Source organism: Streptomyces sp. HUAS 15-9 (assembly GCF_025642155.1).
GTDB lineage: Bacteria > Actinomycetota > Actinomycetes > Streptomycetales > Streptomycetaceae > Streptomyces.
The window spans coordinates 7,842,419-7,860,671 of record NZ_CP106798.1 but is presented as its reverse complement, the minus strand read 5'-3'; the positions used below and the strand labels follow the sequence as shown (position 1 = coordinate 7,860,671).

Sequence of the window (18,253 nt, the reverse complement as noted above, 5' to 3'; positions counted from 1 at the left end):
CGACAGATATGAGGGACCGGCCGCGCCGTCGGTTGCGTGCCGGGGCCGCCGACCGCGGGCGGGGGCCGCCACGGTCAGTAGACGTCCCGGACGTATCGCCGGTCGGTGCCGAGTTGCTTGACGTAGGCCGCCGCGTCCTCCTCCGTCAGCCCGCCGTGCACCACGGCGATGTCCCTGAGCGCCCGGTCGACGTCCTTGGCCATGCGGGAGGCGTCCCCGCACACATAGAAGTGGGCGCCGTCGCGGAGCCAGGACCAGAGCAGGGGGCCGTGTTCGCGCATCCGGTCCTGGACGTAGACCTTGGCCCGCTGGTCCCGGGAGAAGGCGGTGTCGAGGCGGTCCAGGGTGCCGTCGGCCAGGAACGCGGTCAGCTCCTGCTCGTAGTAGAAGTCGGTGGCCCGGTGCTGCTCGCCGAAGAACAGCCAGTTGGGGGCGCGGTGGCCGCGGGCCCGGCGCTCCTCCAGAAAGCCGAGGAAGGGCGCGACGCCGGTGCCGGGACCGACCATCACCATGGGCGTCGCCGGGTCGGCGGGCGGCCGGAAGTGCGGCGAGCGCTGCACGTGCACCGGTACGGCCGTGTCCGGCCCGGCGTCGGCGAGGAACGGGGAGCAGACGCCCTGGCGGGGGCGGCCGTGCAGGTTCTCGTACCGCACGACGGAGACCGTCAGCGACACCAGGTGCGGGTCGGTCAGCGGGCTGGAGGAGATGGAGTACAGGCGCGGTTGCAGCCTGCCGAGCACGCCGGCCCATTCCTCTGCCCCGGCACGGATCCCGAACTCGGCGGCGACGTCGATCGCCTGCCGTCCCCAGGACCACTTGGCCAGCTCGTCCTTGTTGTCGGGGCGCAGGAGCTTGCGCAACTCACGCGGGTCACCGGCGTGTTCGGCGACGAAGCGGAGCAGGTCCGGGGTGATCCGGGTGATGTCCAGATGCCGCAACAGGGCCTCGGAGAAGCGAACTTCACCGACTCCGTCGACCGCCACTGCGGTTGCGGCGTCGAGCCCGGTGACGGTCAGCCATTCCTCCACCAGATCACGGGAGTTGAGGGGGCGAACGCCCAGCGCGTCGCCCGCCTCGTAGACCAGCGGCGTCTCGGTGTCGCGGGTGTCGAAGGTGAAACGGCGGACCTCCTTGCCGGCGCCGGGCAGGCTGAGCAGCCGGTTGCCGACGAGCCGGGCGGTGACCGGGGCGGGGCGCCGGGACCTGGCGGGGGCGGGGGCGGGGGCGGCCACCGGAGAAGGCTCGGACTCGTCCTTGAGCGCGGTCAGCACCTGGTCCAGCCAGGCCTCCGCCTGTCTCCCGTAGTCCGGTTCGCAGTCGGTGCGCGGCGCGAGCCGGACCGCGCCCAGTTCGTCCATACGGCTGTCCAGGCGCCGTCCGTGCCCGCAGAAGTCGTCGTAGCTGGAGTCGCCGAAGGCCAGGACGGCGTACCGACGGCCGGTCAGACGCCCGGCGTCGAGGGCGGCGAGACCGTCCCAGAAGCCCGCGCCGTTGTCGGGGGCGTCACCGTCGCCGAAGGTGCTGGTGATCAGCAGCAGATCGGCGCCCGCGGGCAGGGCGGCCGGGTCGGCCTCGTCCATGGCGACGAGGGAGGCCGCGTGGCCGCCCGCGGTGATGCGCTCGGCGGTGCCGGCCGCGAAGTCCTCGGCGTTGCCGGTCTGCGAGGCCCAGAGGACGACCACTTGGCGGCCGGGTGCCTGAGCCGTCACGGTGGCCGCGGCGGACCGGGAGTACATGCCGGCGAGGGTGCCGTTGACCCACAGGGCGTGTGCGGGGCTGAAGGGCGCGTCCGGCGGCAGGACGGGAACGCCGGGGGCGCCGACCGGGATGCCTGCGAGGAAGCCGACCAGGTACTGCCGTTCGCGGTCGGTGAGGACCGGCGGCGGGGCGGGCTCCAGGCCGAAGGCGGAGGCGACGGAGGGCAGCACGGCCGTGGGCGTGAGAGGACCGGGCGTAGGTGTGAGAGGACCGGCCGGAGTCTGCTCGGTCCCCGGCGTCTGCACGGCGACCGGTGTGGACACCTTGGTCAGCGACACCGCGCACACCTTCAGCTCCGGCTGGAAGGACAGCGGGTCGACCGCGTCGCTGGTCACCGCGTTGACGCTCAGATACTCACCGAACAGGTCGTTCCAGTGGAAGGGTGCGAAGCAGCAGCCGGGCCGTACCCGGTCGGTGACGACCGCGGGCAGTACGGCCCTGCCGCGCCGGGAGGCGACCTCCACCGAGTCGCCGTCCTCGATGCCGAGCCCGGCCGCGTCCTCGGGGTGCAGTTCCACGAAGGGCCCGGGGTTGAGCTTGTTGAGCCTGTCCACCTTCGCCGTCTTGGTGAGGGTGTGCCACTGGTGCTGGAGGCGGCCGGTGTTGAGGACGTACGGGTAGTCGTCGTCCGGCAGCTCGGCGGGTGGGAGGTGCGGGCGGGCGTGGAAGACGGCCCGGCCGGTGGCGGTGGGGAAGGTGAGGGTGCCGTCCGGGGCGACGTACCGTACCGGGTTGCGGTCGGGGCCGTCGGGGGTGGGCGCGGGCCACTGGACGGGGGTGGAGCGCAGCCGCTCGTAGGTGACACCGTGCAGGTCGTAGCCGGTCTTCGGGTTCCGGGCGCGTTTGATCTCCTCGAAGACCTGCTCGGCGCTGTCGTACGCGAACCCCTTCTCGTAGCCCATCGCGCGGGCGACGGCCGCGATGATCCGCCAGTCCGCCATGGCCTCGCCGGGCCGGTCGGCGGCGGGCCTGGCGAGGGTGAGGTTGCGTTCGCTGTTGACGAGGACGCCCTCGGTCTCGGTCCACAGCGCGCCGGGCAGTACGACGTCGGCGTACGCGTTGGTCTCGGTGTCGGTGAAGACGTCCTGGGTGACGACGAACTCGGCGGCCTCCAGGCCCTCGATGACCGTCTTGCGGTTGGCGACGGAGGCGACCGGGTTGGTGCAGATGATCCAGCAGGCCTTGATGTCCCCGTCGGCCATCTTCCGGAACATCTCGACGGTGCCCTTGCCGACGCCGTCCGCGCGGATCGTGCCCGGGGGCAGCTCCCACAGCTCCTCGACGAAGGCGCGCTCGTCGTCGACGAGGACGGACCGCTGTCCGGGCAGCCCCGGGCCCATGTAGCCCATTTCCCGTCCGCCCATCGCGTTGGGCTGGCCGGTGAGGGAGAAGGGGCCGCTGCCGGGGCGGCAGATCGCACCGGTGGCGAGATGGAGATTGATGAGCGCGTTGGTGTTCCAGGTGCCGTGCGTGGACTGGTTGAGGCCCATCGTCCAGCAACTGGTCCACTCCCCCGCCTCGCCGATCAGCCGGGCGGCCTCGCGGAGATCGGCCTCGGGGATGCCGGTGAGCTCGGCGACGGTGGCGGGCGGGTAGTCGGCGAGGAACCCGGGCATCGCCTCCCAGCCCTCGGTGTGGGCGGCGATGAAGCCGGGGTCGGTGTGGCCGTTCTCGTGCAGGAGGTGCAGGAGGCCGTTCAGCAGGGCGAGGTCGGTGCCGGGCCTGAGCTGCAGGAAGAGGTCCGCCTTCGCGGCCGTCGCGGTGCGGCGCGGGTCGACGACGATCAGCTTGGCGCCGGCCGACTTCACCCGGTCCATCATGCGCAGGAAGAGGATGGGGTGGCAGTCGGCCATGTTCGAGCCGATCACGAGGAAGACGTCGGCCTTGTCGAGGTCCTGGTACGAGCCGGGCGGGCCGTCCGCGCCGAGCGAGAGCTTGTAGCCGGTGCCGGCGCCGGCCATGCACAGCCGGGAGTTGGACTCGATCTGGTTGGTGCGGATGAACCCCTTGGCAAGCTTGTTGGCGAGGTACTGCGCCTCCAGGCTCAGCTGCCCGGAGACGTAGAGGGCGACGGCGTCCGGGCCGTACCGGTCGATGATCGCCCGCAGCCGCGTGGCGGTCTCGTCGATCGCCACGTCCATGGGCACGGGGACCGGCTCCTCACCCCGCTCGGGCCGCAGCAGAGCCGTGGTCAGCCGCCCCGGGGCGGACAGCATGTCGGCCGTGGTGGCACCCTTGGTGCACAGCCGCCCGAAGTTCGCCGGGTGCTCCTTGTCCCCGGAGGCCTTGAGCACCGTACGACGGCCGTCAGGTGCCCGTCCGACATCCAGGACCATGCCGCAGCCCACGCCGCAGTACGAACAGACCGTCCGCACCGTCGAGCTGCCGTCGGTCCGCGGGTCGGGCGTGGCCACGGGCGCTTCCTCTCCCTGGTGATCGGCCGGTTCGTACAGGGAGAACGTACGTAACGCTGATTACGTCGAGATCACCTCGGCCGATCATCGGGAGTTAAGCCCACCGCACAGGACCCGACGGGCCGCTGTGAGCGGGGCCGCCGCCGGGCTCCGTCCGGCCACTCAGCCCCAGGCCGTCACCGACACGAACGAGCTGTCCTGCCGGAACAGGTCCGTGCCGTTCGAAACGTCCACGCGGAGCTGGTAGTTGTAGTGGCGCAGGTAGGAGCCGGGGTAGTTGTACGACTCGAAGCGCACCGAGCCGGTGGTCGGGCCCAGCCGCGCGATGAACGTGGCGTCCTCGGCGAACGTCGTCGTGCCGTCGTCGGCGTCGAAGCGGGCACGGAAGTCGTAGTGGCGGAGGTAGTTGCCGGACGCGTCGCGGAACGAGTAGCCGTTGGCGTCGGCCAGGCCCGCGACGACCGTGAATGTCGCGGCCTGCTTGTCGGCCGTGGCGCTGGAGCCGCTCACCACCGGCAGGTTGAGCAGGGTGGACTGCTCCGCCCAGTACCGGGTCGGGTAGTTGGCGGACCGGAAGGAGCGGGTGGCGTTCCGGGTGATGCTCGGGCCGCTGGAGACGGTCTCCTTGACGACCGTGAAGTGGCGGGCCGTGCCCGAGATGCCCGGCAGTGCCTTCGGCGCGGTCCAGGTGGCGAAGGAGTCGTAGCTGTCGCTGTAGTAGTAGGTGCCGTCGCCGTAGCCGTCGAAGAAGATCCGCCAGCCGCCGTTGTCGAGCTGGATCACCGACGGGCCCTCTCGGTAGCTGCCCCAGCCCGCCCAGTCGCCCGTCCTGGAGATCGTGTACGGGCCGGTGAGGCTGAAGGCGGTGCCGTATTCGATGTACTTGGCCGTCTCGTTCTTGGTGAAGGCGTGGTAGGTCGAGCCGGTCCGCACGATGTACGTGTCGATGTGGTTGCTGCCGATGCCGGACAGGGCGACCGGTGAACTCCAGGCGGTGAGCGTGGAGTTGGTGGCCTTCAGCACATACGGCGTGAAGTTCCATTCGTTGTCTGCGGTCGAGCAGGACACGATGACGTGGACGCTGCCGTCGCCGTCCACGAACCACTCCGGCGCCCAGGCGCGGGAGAGGTTGGTGATCGGGACCGGATAGTCGTACAGGTAGGTCCAGTTGACGCGGTCGGAGCTGCGGGCGAAGCCGATGGTGGTGCTGACGTCCTGCCAGGTGTGGGTGGTGTAGGTGAGGTAGTAGGAGCCGTCCGTGTGCTTGAGGACGCTCGCGTCCCGGATGCGGTTGGCGGGCGGGGTGTACGCGGAGGCCCGCAGCAGGCGGAAGTCGGTGGCGTCGTCGGACTGGTAGACGTTCACCGTGCCGTCGTCACTGTTGAGGAACGGCACGATGGTGTAGCGGGTGGCGGAGCCGCTCGCGGGGGCGGCGACCGCGGCCGTGCCGAGCAGTCCGGGCAGTTCGCCCAGGGCGAGGGCCGACACGGGCAGGGCGGCCATCGCGCGGAGCAGGGCGCGACGCGAGGGGGTGGAGGGACGTGGGGTCACGGGCGGCTCTCCCTGGGGTTCGTGCATCTCGTGCACACTCCGCACGTCCGAGATTTCGGACGAGGTTCGAGAAGTCGAGCAGAAAGTAGATGGACGGCAGGTGCACGTCAATGCTTTCGACACGGCTCGCCGTCACCTGTGCGAAACATGTACTGCGCCGCCCGTTCCGACGTTACTCTCCGGTAAACAACGTGCTCCGGAGGTGGTCCCGCAATGTCGCTCGACCGTGCCCAAGGCCTGGCCGAGTCCGCCCGCGCACTGGCGGCGGGGGAGGTGACCTCCCGTCGCCTGGTCGAGCAGGCCCTCGCCCGCATCGAGGCCACCCAGGGCTCCCTGAACGCCTTCCGGATCGTACGCGGCGAGGCGGCGCTCGCCGAAGCGGACGCCGCCGACCGGGCGTTGGCCGCGGGAGAGAGCGGCCCGCTGCTCGGCGTGCCGGTGGCGGTGAAGGACGACACGGACGTCGCGGGCGAGCCGACCGCCTTCGGCTGTCCGGGCGACTTCCCGCCGGTGGCCGAGGACGGCGAGGCGGTACGGCGGCTGCGCGCGGCCGGAGCCGTGATCGTCGGCAAGACGAACACCTGTGAGCTCGGGCAGTGGCCGTTCACCGAGGGGCCCGCGTTCGGCGACACCCGCAATCCCTGGCACACCGACCACAGCCCGGGCGGCTCCTCGGGCGGTTCGGCGGCGGCGGTCGCCGCGGGGCTCGTCCCGGCCGCGCTCGGCTCCGACGGTGCGGGGTCGGTGAGGATCCCGGCCTCCTGGACCCATCTGATCGGCATCAAACCGCAGCGCGGCCGCATCTCCACCTGGCCCCGCGGCGAGGCCTTCCAGGGCATCACGGTCAACGGCACCCTGGCCCGGACCGTGGCCGACGCGGCCCTGCTCCTCGACGCGGCGAGCGGCAACCACGACCTGGACCCGCACCAGCCACCCGCGCTGACGGCCTCGGACGCGGTCGGCCGGGACCCCGGGCGGCTGCGCATCGCGCTGTCGCTGAAGCCGCCGTTCACCGCGGTACCCGCCCGACTCCAGCCTGCGGTGCGCGCCCGGGTGCTGGAACTCGCCGAGAAGCTGGCCGCGTTGGGCCACACCGTGGAGGAGGCCGATCCGCCCTACGGCCAGATCGGGCTGACCTTCGTACCGCGTGCCACGGCCGGCATCGCCGAGCACGTCGCCGACACGCCCGACCCCGCCCTGCTGGACCGCCGCACCCGGGACGCCGCCCGGCTGGGCCGGCTGCTCGGCGGGGCGCCGCTGCGGGTGGCCCGGCGCGCGGAGGCGGCCCTGCACCGGCGGATCGGCGGCTTCTTCGGGACGTACGACGTCATCCTCGCCCCGACGACGGCCGCTCCCCCGCCCCGCATCGGCTCGATGCTGAAACTGGGCGGCCTGGCCACCGACCGCGCCATCATCGCCGCGTGTCCGTACGCCTGGCCGTGGAACGTCCTGGGCTGGCCCGGGGTGAACGTCCCGGCCGGCTTCGTCGACGGTGGGCTGCCGGTCGGCGCCCAGCTCCTCGGCCCGGCGAACAGCGAGGCCCTGCTGATCTCCGTCGCCGCCCAGCTGGAGGCGGAGCTGCGCTGGCACGAGCTGTGGCCGCCGGAGCCGGGCGCGGCCGCGTCGCAAGCCGCGTGACGACGCGGGCGCGAGCCGCCGAATCCCGCTTCTCCAGCCACTGCTGACACACCCTCACAGTGGCCGGGAAGCTCGGTCGCAGGATTGGGACACATGCCTGTTACCGGCCGCCGTTGTCTGTCAACATCGTGTCAAGACAGAGCGAACGGGGCGCGTGGTGTCGCAGTCGATCGAGGACTCATGGCGAGTACGCCTGCTCGGCGCGGACCACACACCAGTGGGGTCGGGTGTTCTGGTGCACGGGGGAAAGATACTGACATGTGCTCATGCGGTACAGGCGGCACTGGAGCTGGAGGACCATGAGCATCCCGGGCAGCGGCGGGTGGCACTCGACCATCCGGCGTCCCGGACCGGCGGGGTGTCGTACGCCACGGTCCTGTCGGGCGGGTGGGCACCCGCCGACGGGCAGTTGCAAGACGTCGCGGTCCTGCGGCTGACCGATCCGGCGCCCGCCGACTGCGAGCCGGCCCGGCTGCGGCCGTGCGGTCCGGCCCGCGGCCGTACGGTGCGGATCTTCGGTCAGGCCACCGACGATCCGCCCGGTCTCTGGGTCGCCGCCCGGCTGCTCGGGGCGGCGGGACCCGACTGGATCCAGCTGGACAACCTCGACGCCGCGGCCTCCCGGATCCGCGGCGGATACAGCGGCGCCGGGGCCGTCGACGAGCACGGCGACGTCGTCGGCATCGTGGTCGCGGCCCTCCGGTCGGGGGCGGCCACCGCCTGGATGATCCCGGTCGAGGCCGCCGTACGCCACTGCCCGCCGCTCGCCGACGCGGTGGACGACGGGCCCGAGGTCACACACCGGCCCTGGCCGCGCGGCGCCGGCCGGGAACTGGCGGCCGCCCTGGTACGGGTGCCGAGCATGCGGGACCCGCAGCGCCGGGACAGCGTGCTGCGCGACACCGGTGAGGACATCTTCGGCCTGGCGGAGCGGTCGCCCGTCCTGATCGAGGATGTGCGCGCTGTGGTCGAGCTGTGCCTGCAGTACGCCGACGGCATCGACCGGCTCGTCGACGCCCTGCGCTGGTACGAGCAGGGCTCGCTGCCGATGCGGGAGCTGGAGCGGGTCGTCCTGCGACTGCGCGGCACACCCGGGCCGACGCCGTGAGAGGCACCGGGGCACCCCGCACGAACCTGTTCTGGGAGCTGGCGGGGCTGATCGCGCGCATTCCCGGCCTCGGCCAGCGGGCCCCGCTGCGGCGCGCCGCCGACGCCTTCACCGAGCAGATCGGACCGTTGGACGTCGAGCAGTCGGGCATGCTCCAGGAGGATCTCTACGCGGTACTGCGCCGGTGCGACGACTATCCGAACGGGCTGCGGTTCTATCTGGACACGCTCGGCAGCAACCGCACCAACACCCTGGCCTGGGCGGAGGTCGAGCGCCTGTACCGGCGTCTGTGCCCGGAGAGCCTGCTCACCCCCGCCGAGCGCGACGAGCTGAGCACCCTGCTGGGCGCCCGGCGCTCCGACCCGCCCCTGGAACGGGTGGCGCTGCGCTTCCTGCCCTGCCTGCCCTCGGCCGCTCCCGGCGGTTCCCCGCGGCGGGACACGACGGCGGAACTGCTCGATGCCCTGGAGGACGCCGTCGTCCTGCCGGACGAGGCCCATCCCCTGCTGTCCTTCGTCGAAGCCGTCGCGGTCCACCAACCGACGCCTCTGGAGGCGGAGTTACGGGCCTGGAACGAGAAGGTCGCGCACCGGATCGGCGGTGAGCCACGGCTGCTGGCACGCGTCAGGGCACTGGAGTCGGCCCGGCTGGGGCGTCCCTTCGAGCCGGGCCGGCTGCTCGTGGAGATCGTGGCCCACCCCGCCGTACCCGACGAGTACCACGTACGGGGGTCGCTGCTGGCGCCGGGCGAGGGGCCGCAGGCCCTGCTCGCCGACTGCCGGGTGACCTCGCGGCCCGCACTGGAGGAGACGGTCGCGCAACTGCACCAGCGGGTGCTGGACCGGCTCGGCGAGCTGAGCGCCGGGCTGACGGTCGAGTTCCTGCTGCCGCGGCCGCTGCTGTGGCTGGACGTGGACCAGTTCGCGGTCAGACCGGCCGGGTCGGTGGCCCGCCCGATCGGCGCCGACCACACCGTGCTGGTGCGCAGCCGGGACCGGTTCAGCAACCGGCACTGGTGGCCGGCGCTGCACCGGCGTCTCGCCTGGCTGGAGTCCCACCCGAACGGGGCCTTCGACACCCCCGCCGTACGGTTCGTCCCGGCCGGCCGTCCCCCGGAGCCGTATGATCTGCTCCGTCAACTTCGGGACGAGGAAACGCCGTTCTGCTTCGTTCTCCTCGAACCTCCGCCCTATGAAGGGGACTTGGCGACGGATCCGGTCTACGTCCTGCTGGAGGTCGGCATCCCGGCCATCGTCGCGCTGCGCGGTGGCGGCCGACGTGCCGACGCCCGGCCGGAACTGGGGAAAGTACTGGCCGGCAGGTTGGCCGCGCTGCCCGAGCGGGTACGACATCTGCGGGGCGGCGCCCCTGCGTGCAACGGTGCTCCGTCGGTGACGCTGGACCTGCATCGCCACGTCACCCTAGTGTGGGACAGCCGTGACGGACTGGAGGGGGCGGAGGCCGCACTGGGGCATCCGCGGACCGGGGGTGGCCATCCATGAACCGGGAGTCGACCGACCTGCGACAGGCGCGACCCCGGCCTCCCTCCTGGTGGGTGTTCCGGGACAACGGCGCCCGGCACGCGCCCTCCGACCCGCTGCCGCCGCTGCCCACCCCACCGCCCTGGCGGCGCTTCCGCCCCGACACCGACAGCCCGCCGCTGGACGTCCCCGTCCCGGCCGACTCCGCGGACACCGAGCGGAAGCTGGGCGCGCGCCGGGCGGGCACCCTGGACCCCGCGGTCGTCGACGTGATCAACGCCGCGATCCAGCTGCGCCGCCCGCTGCTGGTCACCGGACAGCCCGGAACCGGAAAGTCCAGCCTCGCCCATCAGATCGCGGCGGAACTGGGACTGGGCCGGGTGCTGTGGTGGCCGGTGGTCAGCCGCACCACCCTGCGCGACGGGCTGTACGACTACGACGCGATCGGCCGGGTGCAGGACGCTCCCCTGGGCTCCGGCTCCGGCGGCGAGCGCGGCCCGCTGCCCGACATCGGCCGCTACCTCACGCTCGGCCCGCTGGGCACGGCTTTGCTGCCGTGGAAGCGGCCGCGGGTGCTGCTCGTCGACGAACTGGACAAGAGCGACGTCGACCTGCCCAACGACCTGCTGCACATATTCGAGGAGGGCGAGTTCCGCGTCAGGGAGCTGGAGCGGCTCGGCCAGTCGCGGCGCGAGGCGAGCGTCGGCACCGCCGACCACGGCGCTCCGGTCGTGGTGCGCGACGGCAGGGTGCGGTGCGCCGAGTTCCCGGTGGTCGTCATCACCAGCAACGGCGAGCGGGCCTTCTCCCCCGCCTTCCGGCGCCGGTGTCTGGAGGTGGAGCTGGCCGCTCCGGACGAGGCCCGGCTCGCGGCGATGATCGAGGCGCACTTCGGTCCGCAACCGGACCCGCGCGCCCTGGAGTTGATCCGTTCCTTCCTGGAGGAGCGCGGCGACGCCTCGCTCGCCGCCGACCAGCTGCTCAACACCGTGCACATGCTCACCAACGGCGCCGCCGACGCCGACGAGACGTCCTGGACGCGGTTGCGCGCGGCCCTGTGGCGCAATCTGGCCACGGACTCCTCGCCATGACCGGCGAGGCGGGCCGGGGGCCGAGCGCGCGCGAGTGGGCGGAGGCGATATGGCTGGCGCAGCGAATGCGCAGGGACGACGGGGCGTTACCGGACGGCACACCAGCACCGACGAGGCGGGACGGGCAGACGCCCCGCAGCGCGCCCTCGTCCCCGCCTTCGTCCCCGTCCGCTTCCCCGGCTCCACCTGAGCCCGCACCCGCGCAACGCCCCGACGTCCCGCCGCCCGGCCAGGTGAAGGACACCCGCCGACCGCGGGTGGACGCATCACCGGGAAGGGGCACGGTCGCCCCGGCTCCCGCCGGCCGGCCCCCCGCGGCTGCGGGAACCGCGCCCGTCCGGACCCCGCCTCCTCTCTTCGACGCAGACACCCGCCCGGGGGTCCTGCGCGACCCGCTCCGCCTCGCCCGCGCCCTGCGCCCCTTCAACCGGCGGATCCGCTCCCGGCACCGGTTCGCCCTCGACGCCGAGGAGACGGCGGTCAGGTCCGTGGAGCTCGGCCGGTGGCATCCCGTACTCACGGCCGAGCCGGACCGCTGGTTCGAGGTCGCACTCGTCGTCGAGCAGAGCGTGTCGATGGCGGTGTGGCAGGGCGTCGCCGCGGACCTGGCCGAACTCCTGCGCCGGCAGGGCGCGTTCGCCGACGTACGGATCTGGCGGCTGGACACCCGCGGTGGCAAGGCGGCCCAGTTGCGGCCCGAGCGGGGTGGCCCACCGCGCGCCCCCGAGGAACTGTTCCATCCGCACGGCAGACGCCTGGTCCTGCTGATGAGCGACTGCGTCGGCGACGCCTGGGCGGCCGGCACGGTCCCCAGGCTGCTGCACCGCTGGGCGCGCCACGCTCCGGTCGCCGTGCTCCAGCCACTGCCCAGCCGCCTGTGGGACCTGTGCGAGGCGGTGCCCCGCGATGTGCGGGTACGGGCCGACGGGCCCGCGGTACCGAACGCGCGGCTCCTGCTCCGGCACGGCGGGCGCTGGGCGCGGCCGGGGCCGGTGGCCGTACCGGTACTCGAACTCGAGGCCGCCTGGTTCTCGGGGTGGGCGCGTCTGGTCACGGGTGAGCCGGGGGCGCACGGCGACGTGACGGCGCTCCTGCTGGACGGGGAAGGTCTGGTCCGGGCGTCCCTGCCGCCGCTCGACCCGGAGCGCCGGTCCCGTCCGGTCTCCGCCGACCAGGCGGTGCGCCGCTTCCTGCGGCACGCCTCGCCCCAGGCCCGGCGGCTCGCCGCCCGCCTGGCGATGGTGCCGCTGCGGCCGGAGGTGGTCGGCGCGGTGCAACGGCTGCTGGGACGGGCCGACGGGCCGCTTCCGCTCGCCGAGATCCTGCTCGGCGGGCTGCTGTCGGCACGCACCGACGGCGCCGAGGACGAGTGGGCGGGCGGCGGCCCGCGCTACGAGTTCCTGGACGGCGTACGCGACCGCTTGCTGCACGGCCTCGGCCGCACCGAGACCCTGCGGACCCTCCAGGAGGTCTCGGCGGTCGCGGGACATGCGATGGGAACGGACTCCGGTCTGCTCGGCACCCTGGTGTCGGCGCCCGAGGAACTGGACGACGTCACGCTCGACGCCGCGGCGCGGGAACTGCTGTCGGCGGCGGTGCCGGCGCTCGCCGCCCTCGGACCGGCCTACGGAAGTGCGCTGGCCCGCGCACGGGAGCGCGTGTCTTTGGACGGTACGGGCGCGGGGCAGGACAGCCCAGGTGGCGGTGGGCAGGACGGCCCGCCTGGACAGGTCCCGTCCAGCCCGCTCGAGGTGCCCGCCACTTTCCGGCCGAGGGACCCGGCTCTGCTCACGGAGGTCGTGTCGATGGATCCCACATCTTCCCGCACCACCCCGGCGGCGACCGGCGGCGGAACGGGCGTCCCGGCCCGACCGCGGCTCCCGGCCCGGCTGCCGCGTGCCATGCCCCTTCCCCAGGCCTCCTACTTCACCGGCCGTGAGGCCGAACTCGACCGGCTGCGGGCGCTGTTGAACGCGGGCGACCGCGCGGCCGTCCTGCCGTACGCCCTGTACGGCCTGGGCGGAGTCGGCAAGACCCGGCTGGCCGTGGAGTATGTGCACCGGCATCACACCGAGTACGAGCGCATCTGGTGGATCGACGCCGAGCAGCCCGCCGTGATCCGGGAGCAGCTCGCCTCCCTCGTACCGGACTTCGGGTCGGCCGCCGAGGGGGCCGGGGACCCTGTCGACCGGGTGCTCGCGGCGATGGCGACCGGGAGCCCGTTCTCGCGCTGGCTGCTGGTGATGGACAACGCGGGGGCGCCCGAGGACGTCGTGCCCTACATCCCGTCGATGCTCGGCGTGACCGGCGGTGCGGGCCATGTGCTGGTGACCTCGCGGCACTCGGGCTGGGCCGAGCGGGTCAACGCGCTGCGCGTCAGTGTGTTCACCCGGGAGGAGAGCATCGGCTTCCTGCGCCACCGCACACCGTGGGCCACCCGGGAGGAGGCGGACCGGCTCGCCGAGTCACTGGGTGATCTGCCGCTGGCGCTGGAGCAGTCGGTCGCCGCGCAGGCGCAGTCCGGCATCCGCACCGGCGCCTATCTGGACCTCCTGGAACACCGCCGCAGGGAAGTGCTCGCCGAACCCACCGCCTCCGGCACCCGGCCCGTGGCCACCACCTGGCGCACCTCCGTGGACCTGCTCAGCGCTCAGCATCCGCACGCGCTGGAACTCCTGCGGCTGCTGGCCTTCTTCGGGCCGGAGCCGATCGCCCAGGCGTTCCTGCGCGACGCCCGGTTGCTGCCCCTGCCCGACTCCCTCGCGCCGGTGGCCCGCGACGAGCTGGCCCGGGGGCGGGCGATCCGGGCCATCAACCAGTTCTCGCTGCTGACCGTCAACACGGCGACCGGCACCCTCCAGGTGCACCGGCTGCTGGCCGGCGTCCTCCAGGACGAACTGCCCGACGACGAACGCACCGAGCTGCGCCACCTGGTGCACCGGATCATCGCCGCGCACGACCCCGGGGACTCCCAGCGTCCGGAGCACTGGCGCAACTACGCCGACATCCTGCCCCACCTCGAGCCCACGCGCCTGCTGCACTGCGGGGAGGAGGCCACCCGGGACACGGCGCTGAACATCCTCGGCTATGTGATCGCGCGCGGCGACTTCCCCGGGGCCGTGCAGCTGGGGCGCAGGATCGCCGACGTCTGGACGGGCACCCTGGGGCCCGACCACCTCCAGACCCTGTGGGCACGGCGCCAGCAGGCCAGCGCGCACTGGCAGCTGGCCGAGTTCGAGGAGTCCCGGCGGATCAACGAGGACGTGCTGCGGCGGCTGCGGTCCACCGTGGGCGACGACCACGAGTACACCCTCGCGGTGGCCGGCGCGACCGCGGCCGACCTGCGCGCGGCCGGCCGCTTCGGCGAGGCGCTGGCGCTCGACCGCGACGCCTACGAGCGCAGCGTCCGGCTGCACGGCGACGACGCGCCCAAGGTCCTCACCGTCGGCCACAACTACGGGGTCAGTCTGCGCGTCAACGGCCTGTACGAGGAGGCCCTGGCGCTGGACGAGCACATCCACGAGGCCCGGCTGGAGATCCTCGGTCCGACGGCCCGCTCCACCCTCTTCTCCATCAACAACGTCGCCCGCGACCTGCGCGAGTGCGGCCGGTACGTGGACGCGCTGGTGCTGCAGACCAGCACGCTGGCCCGGTACCGCGAGGAGTACGGGGACCAGCACCCGCACACCCTTCGGGCCATCAAGAACATGTCGGTGACGTGCCGGAAGGCGGGCGAGTTCGAGCAGGGCCTCGCGCTGGCGCAGGAGGTGCTGGACCTGTACCGGGGACACTTCGGCCTGGAGCACGTCGACACGCTGGCGGCGCTGACGAACATCTCCAACGACCTGCGGCTGACGGGCGACCCGGAGGCGGCGCGTGCCCACAGCGCCGAGGCGCTGCACCGCTACCACGCCGTCCTGGGACCGCGGCACCCGCTGTCGGCCGTCGCCGGGGTGAACCACGGAGCCGCGCTTCGCGCGACCGGTCAGTACGGCGAGGCCCGCCGGGTCGACCAGGAGGCGGTGACCGCGCTGGCCGGGGCGCTCCCGGAGGACCATCCCTGGCTGCTGGTCGCCCGGGTGAACCTCGCCACGGACCTGTCCCTGGCCGGCGACCCGGCGGCCGCCCGAACACTGGGCGAGGAGTGCGCCCGGAGCCTGGAGACCCGCTACGGCGACCGGCACCCCACGACCCTGGCGGCCCTCACCAATGTGGCCCTGGACATGACCACGCTGGGCGACGGCGAGGCGGGCGGTGAGCTGCTGGCCTCGGTGCAGCGCCGCTATCTCGCGACGCTGGGGCCGGACCATCCGGAGAGCCGGTCGGCCGCGGCCGGAAAACGCGCGGAGTGCGACATCGAGCCGCCACCGGTCTAGTCACCCCTAGGCCGGCCGCTCCGGTCCGCGCAACCCGTCCTCGGCGTCCCACTCGCCGAGGACCTTCAGCAGGGCGTCCACCAGCCGGTGGCCGTTCGCGGTGAGCCAGTCGCCGCGCGCGAGTTCGTGGGCGGCGAGGTGGGCGGTGCGCCGCCACCGCTCGTGTGGCGCGCGGGCGACCCCGTTGCCGTGGGCCGACTCGGTGCGCCAGAAGGCCGAGGTGACCAGGAACGCGGCCGCGCCGTGCAGCAGTGCCGAGGGCGGCCGGGGACGGTCGCTCCAGGGCGCCGCGCCACGTGTCCCCGGCGGTGCTTCGAGGAGCGGGGTGAGGTCCTGGAGGGCGTAGAGCAGGGAGTGCTGGGTTTCGTGGACGAGAGCGGCCGCGATGTCGGCCGGGTCATCCAGGGGTGCCAGGGCGACGAGCCCGAAGGCGTCGCTGAAGGACGCGCTCAGCCACGGCGCGTCGGGCCGCGGGGCGAGCGGGACCACGGCACGCACCGTCCCGCGCACGGCGTCGGCCCGGCCGGGATGCCGGGCGACGAGCAACTCCCAGGCCGCCCCGAGCCGCCGCGGCCCGTCGGGGAGGGAGCCCTCCGCCCCCGGCGGGCCATCGACGGCCGGGCCCGCAACGGCGTCGGTGTCCAGGCGCACGGTCCACCGTCTGCCCTGTGCCGTGAACCGGAGCCGGGGCAGCGGTGTCCAGCCGGGGGCGCCGTCCTGGGGCCGGTCCGGGATCCGCACGGGAGCGGGCGCGGCCGGCGCGGTGACCGTCGTACCGTACGCGCCGCGCTCCACGCGCGCGGTGACGGTGTCCGGCGGCACGGTGACATGGCCTAGCCCGGGCAGGGCGAGGGTGCCGTCGCGGACCGGTATCTCCAGGCGGAACGGGATCCGGGCACGGTGTCCGGCGACGGCGGCGAGCACGGGCACCGTGTCGAAGCGGCCGCCGCGTACGGCATCGGCGAGCAGGACTCCCGTGGCGGGGTCGGTGATCAGCGCGTCGAAAACGGCGGGGGCGCGCCCGCGCACGGCCGCCAGGAGCGCGCTCGCCGGACCTCGATCGGCGCTGCTCCGCGGGTCGTTGTGAAGGGCGCGCAGCAGCAGGAGGTTGCGGCTCGCGCGGGCGGCGCGCAGCAGCCGAAGGACGGCGGGGTCCGGCGTACCGTGCGCGATCTGCCGCCACAGCCGGGGCGGCAAGGGCAGCGCGGCGGCCCGGTGACGGTCGGTCAAGGGCGCGCCTCGGCGGCTCGGGCGAGATCGGCGCGGACCGTGTCGGCCACGTGCCGGATCAGTGCCATGAGGTCCGGGCAGTAGACGGAGGGGTTGAGGTAGCCGTGTCCGGCGCGGTAGCGGTGGGGGTAGTGCCCGCCACCGCAGACCGCGACCACTGGGCAGGCCCGGCACTGGGCGGCGAGCCCTCGTGCCGCCGACTGCCTGGCCACCACCCCGGGATGGTCCAGGAGCGCGTCGAAGGAGTGGTGGTGGACGTCGAGGCCGCTGCGGTCGGCGCCCTCGTACGCCGACTTGAGCTGGTCGGAGAGGGTGAGCGAGCCGTCCGTGTCGACGACGGCGAGTTGGGAGGGCGCCCCGCCGATGGTCTCGGTGCGGGTGACTCCGCCGAGCAGCAGGTCCAGGACCGATTCGAAGAACGCGATGCGCACCGGTGGCCGGGGCTCGCGGTACCAGCGGTCGAACACCGCGCCGAGCCAGTCGCCGTAGGGCGTGCGGGCGGGGTCGGCGGTGCGCTCCGGCGGGCGGTGGGTCCAGTTGCCGAGGGGCAGCAGGAGGCGGAGCGCGGGCGGGTCGTACGACAGCAGGTGCTCGTAGGCGGCGACGGGGTCGGCGGTGACGTCGACGGTGCACAGGATGCCGGCCCACAGGGCGCGGTGCTCGGGTGCGGCGAGGCGGCGCAGCGCGGCGGCGACCCGGGCGTGGCTGCCGCGTCCGGCGTGGTCGCGGCGGGCCTTGTCGTGCACCTCCGGGACACCGTCGAGGCTCACCGCCACGGTGATGCCCTCGTCGTGGCACAGGCGCAGCACGTCGTCGTCGAGGAGGATGCCGTTGGACTGGATGACGACCTCGGCGCGGGTGGCGGCGGGCAGGGACCGGCGCAGGGTGCGGGTGAGGTGCCGGAGCAGCGGAAGGCCGGCGAGCAGGGGTTCACCGCCGTGCAGGATCACGCGCAGCGAAGCCGGGCGATGACGCTCGGCGTGCTCGCCGATCCGGTGGCACACCTGCTCGGCGGTCCGCCGGGACATGGTGTGCGGCTGGGTCCGCCAGAGCTGGTCGGCGGCCTCGTACACATAGCAGTAGGTGCAGGCCAGGTTGCAGCGGCTGTGCACCTTGAGGACGAACTCCCGGAAGGGTAAGGCCTGTTGTCCTGCGCTCCGCAGGGCGGCGACGTCGAGGAGGTCGTCGGGCCACCGGCCGTGCGGCGCGTCGGCCGTGGAGGTCACAGTTCCGGTGCGGCGTGCGGAGGGGGGCCTTCGGAGCTGTCTCCCCCGGAGTCGTAGGCGGCCACGGGCAGTTCCTCGCCGGCCAGGTGGCGCAGCACGCGGTGCAGCGCCGCCGCGAGCGCCGGGTCAGCCCCGTCGAGGATCCGTTCCAGGGGCAGCCCCGTCAGATCCGGCATGTCCGCCGTGCGCTCACCGGCCCTGCTCGGCATCGGCCTCAGCCCCCCTGTCGCTGTCCCGATGACTGTCTGTTGAACCGACTTTGAGGATAACCAGAGAAGCGTGCGCAGGTCTGCCCGCGATCCGGGCGCTGCGCAGCGCTTCTGCCGGGGTGCGGGTGACGGTTGTGCGCTGTCGCGCGGCCCCGCGCGCCCTGGCGGCAT

Annotated in this window: 10 protein-coding genes; 5 read left to right on the top strand and 5 right to left on the bottom strand. The window is 73.4% G+C overall.

Annotation, left to right across the window (positions count from 1 at the left end):
• Positions 1 to 74: 74 nt before the first annotated feature.
• Both N8I87_RS35760 and N8I87_RS35755 read right to left on the bottom strand, forming a co-directional pair.
• The gene (locus tag N8I87_RS35760) at positions 75 to 4,094 is read right to left on the bottom strand and encodes a bifunctional nitrate reductase/sulfite reductase flavoprotein subunit alpha (protein WP_411577404.1); all 4,020 of its coding nucleotides are present in this window, start codon (positions 4,092 to 4,094) and stop codon (positions 75 to 77) included.
• 240 nt (positions 4,095 to 4,334) lie between these two features.
• A complete protein-coding gene (locus tag N8I87_RS35755) occupies positions 4,335 to 5,723 on the bottom strand; it encodes a glycoside hydrolase family 43 protein (protein ID WP_263214984.1) in 1,389 nt (462 codons plus the stop codon).
• A 213-nt stretch (positions 5,724 to 5,936) separates the two neighbouring features.
• Here N8I87_RS35755 and N8I87_RS35750 point away from each other — a divergent pair, with 213 nt between their 5' ends.
• The 5 genes from N8I87_RS35750 (at position 5,937) to fxsT (ending at position 15,417) form a co-directional block, all read left to right on the top strand.
• Complete coding sequence (locus N8I87_RS35750) at positions 5,937 to 7,361, top strand: amidase (RefSeq protein WP_263214982.1); 1,425 nt, start codon at positions 5,937 to 5,939, stop codon at positions 7,359 to 7,361.
• A 154-nt stretch (positions 7,362 to 7,515) separates the two neighbouring features.
• Positions 7,516 to 8,469 carry an effector-associated domain 2-containing protein gene (locus N8I87_RS35745; protein WP_317633520.1) on the top strand — a complete coding sequence of 318 codons (954 nt, stop codon included), beginning with the start codon at positions 7,516 to 7,518 and terminating at the stop codon, positions 8,467 to 8,469.
• Positions 8,466 to 9,971, top strand: coding sequence for a VMAP-C domain-containing protein (locus N8I87_RS35740; protein ID WP_263214981.1), 1,506 nt, complete (start codon positions 8,466 to 8,468; stop codon positions 9,969 to 9,971). Before N8I87_RS35745 ends, N8I87_RS35740 begins: the two co-directional genes overlap by 4 nt.
• A complete protein-coding gene (locus N8I87_RS35735) occupies positions 9,968 to 11,041 on the top strand; it encodes an AAA family ATPase (protein WP_263214980.1) in 1,074 nt (357 codons plus the stop codon). The genes N8I87_RS35740 and N8I87_RS35735 overlap by 4 nt, the downstream gene beginning before the upstream one ends.
• Positions 11,038 to 15,417 carry an FxSxx-COOH system tetratricopeptide repeat protein gene (fxsT, locus tag N8I87_RS35730; protein ID WP_317633519.1) on the top strand — a complete coding sequence of 1,460 codons (4,380 nt, stop codon included), beginning with the start codon at positions 11,038 to 11,040 and terminating at the stop codon, positions 15,415 to 15,417. Before N8I87_RS35735 ends, fxsT begins: the two co-directional genes overlap by 4 nt.
• 6 nt (positions 15,418 to 15,423) lie before the next feature.
• On the opposite strand, the gene N8I87_RS35725 is transcribed toward fxsT, so the two are convergent.
• The 3 genes from N8I87_RS35725 to fxsA are packed head-to-tail and all read right to left on the bottom strand — an operon-like array spanning position 15,424 to position 18,082.
• On the bottom strand, positions 15,424 to 16,647 hold the full coding sequence (locus N8I87_RS35725) for an aKG-HExxH-type peptide beta-hydroxylase (protein ID WP_263214978.1): 1,224 nt from the start codon (positions 16,645 to 16,647) through the stop codon (positions 15,424 to 15,426).
• Positions 16,644 to 17,873, bottom strand: coding sequence for an FxsB family cyclophane-forming radical SAM/SPASM peptide maturase (locus N8I87_RS35720; protein ID WP_263214976.1), 1,230 nt, complete (start codon positions 17,871 to 17,873; stop codon positions 16,644 to 16,646). The genes N8I87_RS35725 and N8I87_RS35720 overlap by 4 nt, the downstream gene beginning before the upstream one ends.
• Positions 17,870 to 18,082 carry an FxSxx-COOH cyclophane-containing RiPP peptide gene (gene fxsA, locus N8I87_RS35715; RefSeq protein ID WP_263214975.1) on the bottom strand — a complete coding sequence of 71 codons (213 nt, stop codon included), beginning with the start codon at positions 18,080 to 18,082 and terminating at the stop codon, positions 17,870 to 17,872. Before fxsA ends, N8I87_RS35720 begins: the two co-directional genes overlap by 4 nt.
• Between the last annotated feature and the right edge of the window lie 171 nt (positions 18,083 to 18,253).

Coding starts and splice junctions, on each gene's coding strand:
- N8I87_RS35760 (WP_411577404.1), bottom strand. CDS start 4,094: ATGGTCCTGGATGTCGGACGGGCACCTGACGGCCGTCGTACGGTGCTC.
- N8I87_RS35750 (WP_263214982.1), top strand. CDS start 5,937: ATGTCGCTCGACCGTGCCCAAGGCCTGGCCGAGTCCGCCCGCGCACTG.
- N8I87_RS35735 (WP_263214980.1), top strand. CDS start 9,968: ATGAACCGGGAGTCGACCGACCTGCGACAGGCGCGACCCCGGCCTCCC.
- fxsT (WP_317633519.1), top strand. CDS start 11,038: ATGACCGGCGAGGCGGGCCGGGGGCCGAGCGCGCGCGAGTGGGCGGAG.
- fxsA (WP_263214975.1), bottom strand. CDS start 18,082: ATGCCGAGCAGGGCCGGTGAGCGCACGGCGGACATGCCGGATCTGACG.